This window comes from Microbispora hainanensis (assembly GCF_006874475.1).
GTDB classification, from domain to species: Bacteria; Actinomycetota; Actinomycetes; order Streptosporangiales; family Streptosporangiaceae; genus Microbispora; species Microbispora hainanensis.
Window position 1 is genome coordinate 247,485 of the sequence record NZ_VIRM01000005.1, and the last position, 12,159, is coordinate 259,643.

The 12,159-nt window shown below is 66.0% G+C and carries 13 protein-coding genes; 6 read left to right on the top strand and 7 right to left on the bottom strand.

The genetic code is table 11. The annotated features are described in order from the left end of the window. The first annotated feature begins 52 nt into the window (after positions 1 to 52). Positions 53 to 598, top strand: coding sequence for a GNAT family N-acetyltransferase (locus FLX08_RS06710; protein ID WP_142617313.1), 546 nt, complete (start codon positions 53 to 55; stop codon positions 596 to 598). Between the two features lie 361 nt (positions 599 to 959). Continuing rightward, positions 960 to 1,322: a hypothetical protein gene (locus FLX08_RS06715; RefSeq protein WP_142617314.1), complete on the top strand. Its 363-nt coding sequence runs from the start codon at positions 960 to 962 to the stop codon at positions 1,320 to 1,322. Between the two features lie 41 nt (positions 1,323 to 1,363). On the opposite strand, the gene FLX08_RS06720 is transcribed toward FLX08_RS06715, so the two are convergent. Next, positions 1,364 to 1,582 carry a hypothetical protein gene (locus FLX08_RS06720; protein ID WP_142617315.1) on the bottom strand — a complete coding sequence of 73 codons (219 nt, stop codon included), beginning with the start codon at positions 1,580 to 1,582 and terminating at the stop codon, positions 1,364 to 1,366. 507 nt (positions 1,583 to 2,089) lie between these two features. Between FLX08_RS06720 and FLX08_RS06725 the strand changes: the two genes are divergently transcribed. The 3 genes from FLX08_RS06725 (at position 2,090) to FLX08_RS06735 (ending at position 5,587) form a co-directional block, all read left to right on the top strand. Next, a complete protein-coding gene (locus FLX08_RS06725) occupies positions 2,090 to 2,509 on the top strand; it encodes a MobC family plasmid mobilization relaxosome protein (RefSeq protein ID WP_142617316.1) in 420 nt (139 codons plus the stop codon). Then, positions 2,506 to 3,948 carry a relaxase/mobilization nuclease domain-containing protein gene (locus tag FLX08_RS06730; protein WP_142617317.1) on the top strand — a complete coding sequence of 481 codons (1,443 nt, stop codon included), beginning with the start codon at positions 2,506 to 2,508 and terminating at the stop codon, positions 3,946 to 3,948. Before FLX08_RS06725 ends, FLX08_RS06730 begins: the two co-directional genes overlap by 4 nt. 826 nt (positions 3,949 to 4,774) lie before the next feature. Beyond that, positions 4,775 to 5,587 carry a hypothetical protein gene (locus tag FLX08_RS06735; RefSeq protein ID WP_142617318.1) on the top strand — a complete coding sequence of 271 codons (813 nt, stop codon included), beginning with the start codon at positions 4,775 to 4,777 and terminating at the stop codon, positions 5,585 to 5,587. A gap of 6 nt (positions 5,588 to 5,593) precedes the next feature. Here the strand turns inward: FLX08_RS06735 and FLX08_RS06740 are convergent, their stop codons facing one another. The 4 genes from FLX08_RS06740 to FLX08_RS06755 are packed head-to-tail and all read right to left on the bottom strand — an operon-like array spanning position 5,594 to position 8,363. Further along, complete coding sequence (locus FLX08_RS06740) at positions 5,594 to 5,809, bottom strand: superinfection immunity protein (RefSeq protein WP_167530297.1); 216 nt, start codon at positions 5,807 to 5,809, stop codon at positions 5,594 to 5,596. Positions 5,810 to 5,836: 27 nt separating this feature from the next. Beyond that, positions 5,837 to 6,472, bottom strand: coding sequence for a hypothetical protein (locus FLX08_RS06745; RefSeq protein WP_142617320.1), 636 nt, complete (start codon positions 6,470 to 6,472; stop codon positions 5,837 to 5,839). Beyond that, positions 6,441 to 7,502: a toprim domain-containing protein gene (locus tag FLX08_RS06750; protein ID WP_142617321.1), complete on the bottom strand. Its 1,062-nt coding sequence runs from the start codon at positions 7,500 to 7,502 to the stop codon at positions 6,441 to 6,443. Before FLX08_RS06750 ends, FLX08_RS06745 begins: the two co-directional genes overlap by 32 nt. A gap of 12 nt (positions 7,503 to 7,514) precedes the next feature. After that, positions 7,515 to 8,363 (bottom strand): DUF2637 domain-containing protein, encoded by an 849-nt coding sequence (locus FLX08_RS06755; RefSeq protein ID WP_142617322.1) that lies wholly within the window; start codon positions 8,361 to 8,363, stop codon positions 7,515 to 7,517. A 411-nt stretch (positions 8,364 to 8,774) separates the two neighbouring features. On the opposite strand from FLX08_RS06755, the gene FLX08_RS06760 reads away from it, so the two are divergent. Continuing rightward, a complete protein-coding gene (locus tag FLX08_RS06760; protein WP_142617323.1) occupies positions 8,775 to 9,227 on the top strand; it encodes a helix-turn-helix domain-containing protein in 453 nt (150 codons plus the stop codon). A gap of 577 nt (positions 9,228 to 9,804) precedes the next feature. On the opposite strand, the gene FLX08_RS06765 is transcribed toward FLX08_RS06760, so the two are convergent. Next, complete coding sequence (locus tag FLX08_RS06765; RefSeq protein ID WP_142617324.1) at positions 9,805 to 10,350, bottom strand: hypothetical protein; 546 nt, start codon at positions 10,348 to 10,350, stop codon at positions 9,805 to 9,807. 106 nt (positions 10,351 to 10,456) lie between these two features. After that, a partial coding sequence (locus tag FLX08_RS06770) for a NucA/NucB deoxyribonuclease domain-containing protein (RefSeq protein ID WP_208761291.1) occupies positions 10,457 to 12,159 on the bottom strand: 1,703 nt, incomplete at its 5' end.

The following is a 12,159-nucleotide window of genomic DNA, read 5'->3' on the forward strand; positions in this document are numbered from 1 at the left end:
AGCGCCCAGGCAACTTATTGCAAGTTATTCGCAACTGCGAAAAACTTGCTATGTGCTGGTGGATGACCTGGACGCGGCCGAAGTGCTCAGATGGCAACAACCGATGCACGATCTCTACATCGAATGCTTCTCCGTACCGCCCTGGTCAGAGCCGGAGGAGCGCCTGCGTGCCTTCCCCTCGCGACTCGCGGGCCACGTGGCGCAACCCGGGTTCCGCTCCGCGCTAGCCTCGGAGGACGGCACCTTGCTCGGCGTCTGTTACGGCTGGCCCGCACGCACGACCAGAGACGCCGATCCGCTGATAGAGCAGGTACACGACGCGGTCGGTCCCGCCGCCTTCGCGGAGATGTCGCGCAACGCCTTCGAAGTAGTGGAACTGATGGTCGCCGGAAAAGCGAGAGGCAGTGGCCTCGGCAGGACGCTTCTCCACCGTGTGGCCGGTGGATGCGAACGAGCGTGGCTGCTGACGTTGAAAGACAGCCCGGCCGCTCGTCTCTACCAGCATCTCGGATGGATGCCCAAGGGCGAGTTCGATAGCTCTGCCGGTCACCGCCTCGTCGTCTACGCGCGAGAGAACCACGTCTCCGTGAGCGCATGAGCGGAAATTGGCCGGTACGGCGATGCGGGGACATGCCTTGTACGCCTCTGAGCCCAAGGTCTGCCTTTCTCCTCCGTGCTCGTCAACCGGGTCGGCGACATCTCCAAACGGCAATCGCCCACTACGACCCCTACAAGGTGAATTGATGGTTCACGCCGGTGACGGCAACCGCGCTCATTCAGCTGGCCATCACTTTCCTGCAGATGCCAGCAATGAGGCGTGTCCTGGTTGTACGACGGCCAGAAGAGCCCACTTGAGTTGTTAGAAACAGCCTCGCAAATGCTTGAAGTGCAAGATCGAATACTTAGAGTAGGGACGGCTGTCGAGGATCAACGGGGGAGACATGGCATCGAGGGCAGGGTTGTCCGTCGCGCTGCTGGCCGGGGCGCTGGTCTTGGGGACGGTCGGATCGGCGCGGGCCGGCGCGCCAGGCTGGAGCGATGCTTACGGCGAGGGCCGCGTGAGCGTTCCGGCGGATCGATCGATGATCAAGGTCTGCGACGGCAGGAAGGACAACGTGGCCTACAAGGCCGTGTGGCACAACGACAATCCCGTCGACGCGCGCAAGCCGTTCGAGGTGCGGGCGCCGCAGGGCGGCTGTGCTACCGACAGTTCCCTGTTCGGATCGGTCAAGGTCTTCAAGCTTTGCCAGGGGGAGATCGGTTCGGACAAGCGCGTCAGGTGGGGTGCCTGCAGAGCGGCGGTATGGCCGGGCGGCCGCTGACCGACCCTGCTCGGGGCGGCGCGACTGTCGTAGGCAACCGGTCAGCCGCTCGCGCCGCCCCCGAGGGTGTGCTGAATCTCGCCCTGCTTCTGCTCCACCACTGTCTTGATCAACGTGGCCAGGCCCAGTGCGACGCCGGCGATGATGGCCGTGATGATCACCCACTCAACGGCCGAGGCTCCACGCGTCGGAGCTGTTCGCGCGTGCTGAATCCGAACACCCAGGTACGCCCGCAGGTAGATGGCCCAGGGATGGTTCACTCCGCCTCGACATCCTTCGTAGCTGTGCGGGGTGAGGCATTGCGGAGCCCACCCTCTGTTGCTTACTGAAACCGGCGATGTGCAAATTGTCGCCGACGTGGCGCTCTCTGGCAGGCAGAACCAGCTCGGAATTTGGAACTCCATCCCACGCCTTCATGCAGCGGCGAGGTTCAGTCTCCTGCGCCGTTTGACGCCCCCGCCTCGTGCTAGTTCTGCCGTTCAGGCGACAGCCTCTCCCTGTCACCTCTAAAGATCACGGACAGTACCTGCTGGAGTACCGCGACGTGCCCGAGGCGTTGGAATGGCGGCAGTCGGTCCACGGCGCTGCACCCGCAGTCTGAGTCCCGCAGGGCGGGAGCAAGATATTCGTAATGTCCCGTTACCGCTGCATCCGGCGGGATGTGGCGGGGGGCATTCGTGATCAGAACCGCCCACTCCCGCCACTGGTTCGGGGTGGGTTCTGATCGATTGCGACCGGGCGCGGTCGTCGGGGGAGCGGTCACGAAGATGTCTGATGAGGGAGAGGACACCGGGTCCAGGCAGGTGCGGCAGCGGCGGCGTCAACGCCAGGCGGTGCCGCGGCCGCATGTGGTGAAGTTCGTGCTGACCGAGGAGGAGTACGCCGACTTCCGCACGGCCGCCGAACGTCTTGGGCTGGCGCGCGGGGCCTATGCGGCGGAGGCGGCCCTGGCGGCGGCGCGGATGGTGAACCCGCCGATGCCCGACCCGCTGCGTGAGGCGTTGATCGAGCTGATGCACGCCGCCGGCCAGGTGCGCCGCATCGGGGTCAACCTCAACCAGGCCGTGGCGGCGCTCAACGCGACAGGCGCTGATCCCGGCAACCTCGTTCCGTACGCCGCCGCGTGCTTGCGGGCGGTGCAGCGGCTGGACGGAATCGCGGAAGGCGTCCGGAAGGCGATCCGGTGATCGGAAAGGTGATGCGCGGGCGTCGTGTCGGCGGGTTGCTGTACTACCTGTACGGCCCGGGCCGGGCCAACGAGCACGTCAACCCGCACATCGTCGCCGGGTGGCGGCATCCGGCCGAGCTGGAGCCGTCGCTCCGCCCGGAAGGCGGCCGGGATTTCCGGAATCTGATCGGGTTGCTCAACCAGCCACTCGCCGCGTTGGGGGAGCGCGGTTACGCAGAGCCGGTGTGGCACTGCGTCGCCCGTGCCGCACGCCAGGACCGCATCTTGAGCGATGACGAGTGGGCGCAGGTCGCCCAGGAGATCATGACCCGCACCGGTCTCGCGTCGGCCGACGATGACGGCGGAGTGCGCTGGGTCGCCGTGCGGCACGCCGACGACCACATTCATATCGTCGCCACGCTCGCCCGCCAGGACGGCACCAAGCCCCGGACCTGGAACGACTTCTACCGGGTACGGGAGGCCTGCCAGGCCGTCGAGCGCCGGTACGCCCTGCGCCTGACGGCCCCGGGGGACCGGACGGCGGCGCGCCGGCCGACCCGCAGCGAGACGGAACAGACCCGGCGGCGCGGGTGGGACAAGGTGCCGCGGACGGTGCTACGGCAGCACGTCGTCACCGCAGCCGCCGCAGCGGCCTCGGAAGAGGAGTTCTTCCGGTCGTTGGACGCCGCGGGCGTGCTGGTGCGGCAGCGACTGAGTCAGCGCAATCCCGGCGAGGTGACGGGGTACGCGGTGGCCCTGCCGGAGCATCGCAACCGCGTCGGCGAGCTGGTGTGGTTCGGCGGCGGCAGGCTCGCCGCCGACCTCACTCTTCCGAAACTCCGCACGCGGTGGAGCAGCGGAAACGCTCACCACCCCGGCGGAACGGGCGCGGGCGACCGCCGACAGATTTGGGAGCTGGTGACGACGGCCGCCCGGCAGGCCGCCGCGCAGCTGCATGAAGCCACAGTCGGCGTGCCGGGCGGCGCAGCGGACGTGCCGGGCGCCACCTCTGATTTGCTTCACGTCGCGGCGCGCCTGCTGAAGGACCAGCGGCTTCGCAATGCCGCGGAGGCATTCGACCGCGCCGCGCGAGAGCCGTACGCGCGGATTCCGCCACCGACACGAGCAGGGCTGGAGCTGCGCAGTGCCGCGCGAAGGCTCGCTGCCGGGGCGCGCGGGCCCGCAGGATCGCTCATCGCCGACATCGCGGCGCTCGTCGCCGCCGTGGCCGAGCTCCGTACGGCCCAGGGCAGGATGGCCCAGGCGGTCGCGGCACGAGCGGCCGCGCAACAGCTCGCTGTGGCGTCACCTGCGGCGGGTGCCCCGGTGCGGCTGGCCGCGGCGGACTTCCCGCAGCCCGTCGCCAGGCCGCTCGGCGCGGATTCCGGCCAAAATCCGCGCTCGTCCGGGCGTTCCGCCGGTCCTCTGGCACCGTCCGCGTCACCCCGGCATAGGTAGCTGGAAGATCGTTATTTTGCTCGTGCGACTCGGCTCTGAGCTGCGCTGTTGCACCGGCCTAGCTGCCTATCGTGGTTGATCATCTTCGCTTCGTGATCGACCCGGGGGTGCCGTCGTGACAGCCAGCAATCCGTTCCGAGGCCGGACGGCGATGTGGCGGTCGGCTGCCGCAGGAGTGCTGGCAGGCGCCGCAGCGCTGGCCGTGGCGGGGACCGCTCAGGCGGACCCGCCGCCCGGCTGCCCGCACCTGACCGGTACGGCAGGCCGGTACGTCGACAACACGAAGTTGTGTGCGGCCATGCAGCGCGAGGTGCAGAACTGGCTCGCTGGTGACAGCATCGACGTGGGCCGCGCCGTACGGGACTCGTGGCGCGGGCAGGCCTCGCAGCCGGCCCCGGAGCAGTCCCAACAGGTCGTACGCCTTCCGCAGGTTCCACAGCAGCCGACAGCTGCTCCAGCCGCCGCACCTTCTCTCATGGCTACAAAGAGTCCCGAGAAGGTGGCGGCGGCGGCACCCATAAGCCGTGACGGTGAAGCGGAGGAGCATCACGTCCGGAACCGGCCCCGGCGCGATCACCGGCGGACGCTAGGCCATCCTGCGGCGAGCCCGGCAGCAACGGCCACGAGGGAGAATCCGCAGGTGATAGAGGAGGTGGCGGCGAGACGTGGGCTTGACCATCGGCCAACGGCAATCATCGCTCGAACGCCCTCAGCCAAGCCTCTGACGCGGCCAAAGAGGAGCCCGGCACCGCGGTCGACGCTCAGCGAAGAGCATGAGCCGGCTCCCTATGCAGCGAACGCCACTCTGGAGTCGTCGGCGTCGACGATGTCCCTGACGATTCCCGTCGGCCTTGCCGCGCTGCTTGTGCTCGCCATCGCCTACCACCGACGACGTCAGTGTGTCGGCGCTGCGGTGATGTGGTGGCGGCGTACCCGTCTGACTAGGCAGGGCGATCGGCTGGTTCGCTACAGCGAGGTGAGGGACATGTTGCCGTTCCCACCGGTGGAAGCCTCGGAAGAGTCGGTCACCGTCATAAGGTCCGACGATGATGTGCCGGTCACAACGCTCGACTCCATGCTCGAACAGGAGTCGACGAGCTTGGGTTACCTCGTCGCGCTGGCGGCCATGAACGGGACGGGACTCACCGGACCGGGCGCGGAGAACGTGACGCGTGCCATGGTCCTGGAGCTGTTGGCCGGGCGTCATATGGCGGCTCGCGTACTCGTGCCGCGCGAAGACGCGGTGCGCCTGTTCGGCGAGGAAGCGCTACACACGGCGAATCCGGGGCTCGTGGTGCTCGACACCATGCAGGAGGTAGTGACCGAGCTGGAAGTGGAGATCGTCAGACGAAGCGGGCAGCGTACGGACGCGAGAGTTCCGGAGGGCCAGTCCTGGTTGTTCGTCATTGCCTCGCCGGGTGCCGCAGCTGAGCGGCTGCACCGAATCGTCCAGGGCGGTACGGAGGATCTGATTCTGGGGGTCTTCCTCGGCGACTGGCCGTATGGCATCACCTGCACCGTCGACGAACACGGCGTCATCCTAGATCTGGAAGGACGCTCGGCCCCAGCCTGGACCGCGCATCGCCTGGCGATCTGCAGCCAGTCCGACGCGGTTCGGCATCTGGAGGGCTGTGATTGACGGACGTCATCGGCGGTCGTGGCGGATGGGCAGTGCGAAGGCCAGGAAGAGCGCTGCCGGCCAGCCGATGCAGGTGAGGCCGCCGAAGAAGTTGAACGCTATGAGTAGAAGGACGTTCTCCACGCCGCGTAAGAGCCCGATCAGCGTTGGCAGGAGGTACAGCACAACGAGCAGCAGGATCAGGCCGATCCAGAACAGGTAGCTGTGCGCGAGGGCGTCCACCTCTCCCATCCTTTCGTAATCGACCGATCACGGGCGGCGATTAAGGGTAGCTGTCCGAGCTGGCTGCGCCGTAGCTCCTGCCGTCGCCCTGGTGCTGCCACACGCTTCGACAACTTTGTCGATGGTGTGCGGGAAGTCCTCCTGGGCGAGCCTCACGACCGGAGGCAGCTGAGGCCGAACGGGCGCTGGATATCCGGTTCGCGGGCATGGCTCTCGGGCGAACAACGGGGTGACTTCCCGCATGGCCGCTTCGGGAGTATGTCCTTCGACTCGCAGCCGGTCATAGCGGTTCATTGCGTACGGGTGGAGCTCTCGCAGCCGGCTTTCGCATCTCAACAGTGCGCGCTCGGCGCCCGGGTCGTTCGTCGCGTACGGCAGGGCCGCTCCCCAGGCGCGGCTCACCTGCAGCAGGTCGGCGGTGCGCAGCCATGCCGGGTCGTTGGCGGGCAGCCACTGCAGTCGTGCCGCCCGGTGGGCGGCACGCTGCTTGGTGCGGAGGGCGTCTGCTGCCTGGCGCTCCCGCTCGGCCTGTTCGCGTACGCGCTGAGCCTTCATGTGCAGCCAGACCTGAACTGCCGCCGCGGCAGTAGGGGCGACCTGCACCACCTTCTGCATGCCGTGGGCGGCTGCCTCACGGAGTGGGTCCGCGAAGTGGTCGTTCATTCGCTCTCCTCTCGTACGAGCGTGTGGTCGTGCTGCCGGGTGTGGGCGCTGTCGGGAAGTCGGCGAGGGCCAGCCGGGCGGTCACCGAATCGGTGGTGGTCTCGGTGACGGTCGCGTGGTCGAAGTTGAGCTGCGCGGCGACGCGGGCGACCTGCCGGGCGACGTCACGGGGCGCCATCGTGGCGATCGCCGCGCCGGCGGCGCGGAGCGCGCTGACGCGTCCTTCGGCGAACTGCAGGGAATCGTGCCAGGGCTCGATGGCGGCGTCGGTCACCAGGTCGGCCAGTGGCCGTACCCGCACGCGAAGCAGTGCCGCGAGACCTTTGGGGCCGGCGTCGCCGAGCACCGCCGCCGGATCCCAGTCCGATGGGAGCATGAGGGCTTCCGCCGTACCGGCGTCTTTGAGCAGCGAGTAGGAGCGTGCTGCGGCTTGCTGCCCGGCGCGGTCGCCGTCGAAGGCGACCAGCACGCCGCTGGCACGCAGGTCGGCGGCTGCGTCGAGAGTCTTGACCTGGTCGGGGGTGAGGCTGGTGCCGCACAGGGCGAGCCCGGCCAGGCGGCCCCGGCCGGCGACGGTGACGGCGATGGCGTCCAGGGGGCCTTCGGTGATGACCGGCTTAGCTCCGGTGCTGAGCATGTGCAGGCCGAACAGGGCCCGCCCCTTCACATAGATAGGGGTGTTCGGGCTGTTGAGGTACTTAGGTTCGTTCGTACGGCTGCGGCCGATGAAGGCGATCGTGGTCGCGTCGCGCTCGGTGATGGGAAACATCGCCCGGTCGCGGAAGAAGTCGATGAGCATGCCGCGGGTGGTCCGTCGGGCCAGGCCGGAGGCTTCGATCGCGATGTCGGGGAATCCGAGACCGCGCAGATGTCTGGTCAGCGCTCGCCATTCGTTGGGGGCGTAGCCGATGCGCCACTGGCGTTGAACGTCGTCGTCGAATCCGCGCTGACGCAGGTACTCGGGGACCCAGCTGGTGGCGATGCGGGCCTGGAAGAAGCGTTCGGCGTGCTCGTGGATGGCGAGGAGCATGAGGTCGCGTCCTTAGACCGATTCGCGGCGGAGCCCGATGGCGGTGGCCAGCCAGCGCAGGCGCTCGTTGGCGATGCGGTGGCCCTGAGCACGGAGCTGGGCGGCCAGGTCCATCTGGCTCAGCCGTACGCCACGCTGCTCGGCCCTGGCGACGATGGCCTGAGCAGCCTGGATGAGCTGGTCGTCGGAGTCCTGCTGCTGTGGGATCTGCGGAGTGGGAAAGGCCGCGCCAGCGAGTTGAAGTCGTACGGCGGTCCGTTCGGACAGAGGCGCCTTCCACCGCCACAGCCAGCGGCCGTGCGCCTGGTGGAGCGCGGAGACGGCTTCGAGGTGGAGGTATTCGAGCTGGAGGCCGCGGGGGTAACTGGTGACGTTCCACAGCACCATGCGTCGCCAGAGCATGAAGCTGGAGACGGGGGCGAGGAGCCAGCGCGAGAGAGGTACCCGCTCACGCCGGGTGCCAGTGGCCAGGCCAACCCAGCGGCGGATGAGGTGGCGGATTCCCTCAATCACCGTGACGAACAGGACGGGCATGGCCGCGTGCATCAGGCCGGCGATCGGGTCACCGTGTGCGGCGGAGATGTTGAGGATGACGGTGGCGGTGATGAACGTCCAGGCGATCCAGCGCAGGACCGGCCAGGGCAGGTCGGCGAACTCCATGAGGAGATCCCAGGCCAGCAGGGCGAGGATGCCGAGGTCGATGCCGATCGGGACGATCCACGCCTGCGGGCCGAACCATGGCTCGGCGAGGCGGCGCAGGGTGGCGAAGGAGCCGATCCCGCCCAGTACGGCCAGGGCGACCACGAGCGGAACCACGACACAGGCAGCCAGGGCGACGGCCCGGGTGAGGTTGCGGGTCACCGAGCGCCACCTTCTGCAAGGTGGGTCGCGGCTCGGGCGACGCCCTCGTCGTTAGCGGGGGAGAGGATCAGGCCGTGATGGGTTACGTAGGCGTAGACGCCTTCGGCGCCCGCGCAGTACACAGTCTCGGTGCCGACGGTGAGGGCCCACTGGCCGCTACGGCGGCGGATCAGCCGGGCTGGCCGGTGGCGGCTGACCTCAAGGCCGAGGCGGACGAGTCGTTCGTGACGAGCTTTGCTCTCGTCAGGTGCTCGCATCGGTGTGGCTCGCATCGGTAACCTTCGGGCGTGGAGAGGCGGACTCCATCAACTAAAGTTGATGACGAGAGTAGGATAGGCACTCTCCGTCACCGACTGTCAACTAAAAGCGATAACGCAGGGTGCGTGTCGCTCCAACTTGATGTGGTGAGCAGTGGCTGACGACCGAAGCGCGGCGAACACCACGCGGTCCCTTGCCGACAAGATCGAGTGGTTGATCCAGAATCGCTGGCCGGCGGGCAGTCGACCGCCGAAGAACAACCTCGAGGCGGCGGCGGCGATCTCGGAGGCGACGGGCGAGGATCTGTCGTCGACGACGATCTGGAAGCTGCGGACGGGCAGGTCGGACAACCCCCAGCTCAAGACGTTGAAGGCGCTGGCCAAGTTCTTCGGCGTGCCGATCGGCTACTTCGGCGACGAGGAGGACGCGGAGGCGACGGCCGACCAGGTAGTGGCGTCCTCCTTAATCGGCGAGTCTGGCCTCAACCGTGAGGCGCTCCGCGCCCTGGTCGAGATGTCGGACGGCGGCCGCCAGCTCGTGGCCGACTTCATCATCAGCGCTGCCCGCCTCGAACGTGGCCAAGGACGCGGCGGCCGCCAAGCCTGATAGTACGGTTTGCGAGTCCCTGCTCATGTTGGACAAGATCACGTCGAACGTACTCCGGTACATCGAGCGTTTGTGTCAGAGGGAGCGGTGGCCGTGGACGGGCGCGTACGGCTAGCACCCGCTCCGCCTCTTCCCTCTTCCTTCCGGCGTCGACTTCGCTGAAGATGTCGCGGAGGTGCCCGCACCTTTCGTCGCCAGCCCCCGGCCGATCGCTATCCCCCAGGGTTGCCGTCAGCGCGGTCGCGCTCGAGATCGAGCTCGCCCGGCATCGAATCTTATCCACCTGCCGTATTGAAGGCCTGTTCTCATGCCAACCTGCTCGGCAGGTACGGCTGTGGTCTGGATGATCACGCAGAAAGGCTCGATCAGCGGGACCAAGCGTCTCTGGATGCGCGGTAGAGGACGCGCGATGTCGCGAACCAGCCCCGGTCGAGGAACCGCCCCGTGACCCGCCTCCACCGGCTGTGGACGCATCGTGAACCGTCCAGATGCGGACCTGGATCTCGCCCACCCGCGGCTAATTGCGCAATCATCGGGCGCGGCCCCAGGACCGGCTGTCGGGCGCATCACGCCAGCATCAGGGGATGCCGGCGAACAACCCCTGGGATGAAATCCAACCGCGGTCGAGGAAACGTCCCGTTATCCGTCCAAGGACGATTAGATACTGCTCCAGCACCTCTGGCAACGGCGTTCGGTCGTTGAACCTCAGATCCGCGCAGTGGGCGCTGTATTCATCCTCAGCGAGAAACTCGACGTCGAGCACCCCGTCGTGAGCATAGAATGGTGGGTCGACCTCGCCGATCAAGGCGAAGTAGGTGATCTCGAAAACGCGACGCCCATCAAGGCTGAGCTCTACGGGTGACGGCAATGAACCGCTGAGACGAAGGATATGAGACCAGCCGGGCGCAAGTGAGGAAATCCAGACCTGCCTCATCTCGGACGAGGGTGAGCATGACCTCACGGCAGCTTGCAAGTCGCAAGTGACTATCGTGTCAGAAGCAACCTGCAGACGCCGCGCCACCTCGTGGGGATTCTCGATGTCGACCCATTGGGCCTGAAACTCAGGACCTACCCCATGTTCGGCCAGAAGGTCATACTGACTCTCGACGGGATAAGTATTCATGCAAGTCACCTGAATTCTAGTAGCCTATCGAGTCGACAAGGGCCGAGAAGTGACGAGGTATCACCTCGTCGGCCCTTGCCGCAATCTACATGATGCCTAGTCCGAGTTAGGGTTCAATGAGCACCCAGAACTTGTTGCCCTCCCCGACGCGATAGTCCCCGTAGAATTTAAGCAGGGCGTCTCCTTGCTTCCTGTTCTGCACCCCATTCAGGGCCTTCACGGAATAGTTTCCCTGAGCGAAGCTGGCACCCTGCATGGTCGAGGCGAATGGATACTCATCGCATTGATTGCCCATGCCCTTAGGCAATTTGTCTTCCCTCGTCGAGGGTCGGTACGCCTGCGGCATGTAGTACTTGCAGTAGTTTATGTAGAACCTGTGCTGGTTCTCTTCCTTCTCTTCCGGAGTATTTCCGGGGATCAACCAGTGCATCTCCTCCGGTTGTCCCACGTCCATATGCATCTCGATCTGCGAGAAGTGCTTCCTGTTCTGAGTGTTTGTGACGCCGGGTTCTCCACGCCTCAACGGCAGGCCCGCGGGGTTGGGTTGGCCTGCGGAATTGTACCTGGGTGCGGCCCAGTTTCCGGGAATCGCCTTGTTCTGTGGTGCCGGACCGTAATACCGCGAAGGCGGAAAACTTGGCGTGCTCCAGTTGTGGCCCGGCCGACGGGGAGGGAAGGTTCCAGCATTGTTTGGATTCAGCGCCTCCTCGATATGGTCGATGACTTGCACGAATTCGGCGTCTCTCGACTTGGACATGACGAATACGCGCTTGGCTCTGGTGTTGACGCAGCCGCCGAAGCGGTCTTCGATATCCGGATTGTCGGCGCCGAAGACCTTTCTATCGCAGCGGAAGTTCGGCACCCATCGCAGATCATAGGCACTGTCGCTGCCATGGCGACGGATTCCGATGGTCTTGCCGTCCTCGTCCAGGACCTTCTGGTTCCAGAGGTACAGTGTGAGCGTTCCGTCGTCAGTGTATATGTTGACGACGGGCAATATCGAACAGACGGCAACGCCGGAAGCGGGCAACTTCGGGTGGAAGATAGCCGTCGCATCAGGGTGGGTGCGCCATTCCGAGACGTCTGCTGCTGTTACCGCAGCGTCGCCGCAATCGGTGGTGGGCGAGGAAGACCCCTGGTCCACCATCAACTGGATGGGCAGACCGCTCAGCTGACCGGCTGAATACTTAACTCGCCCGTCTTCGTCGACGACGGCGAAGTCGTCCAGGCGGATGAACATCTTCAGGTCAGTGGGTTTGAGGCCGGTTCCTGCGCCGTCCACCACTGCATTGCCGGTCTCGTCGCCTAGGTAGCTATGAATGATCCAGGTAGCGCGAAAGCGGAACGCGTCGTCGTCGTCGAAGGGTTCTGTAACTCCGTCCAAGATTTCGTCCAGAATCTGCTTGCCCCACCACTTCGACACTGGGGTTGTCGAAGCCGGTCTCTTGGCATTCGCCTTCCGCCAGTTCCCTGAATCTGGATCCTGTTCGAAGTCCTGCACGTAGAGATAGGCAGACCAGCACGAGTTGTAGGGCAGCTCCCTGATGCGGGAGTCATAGTCCGCATAGCCTGTTTCGCTCGGACTTACTATGCAATCTTCCAGCTTGAGGCGGTCGTAATCGAAGTCGCCGGTTTGAGCCGTCGCGGCGCGGATCGACGTGGCTCCCTTCTGCAGCGCAGGCGCAGCCGCAGGTGCCGGGGCCGTGACCGATGTGATCAGACTGGCGACGTCGTCGGCGCCAAACGAACGCTGGTAGGTGTGAACCTCGTCGATGGCTCCGGCCATGGCCGCGCCGATCCGCAGCGGGC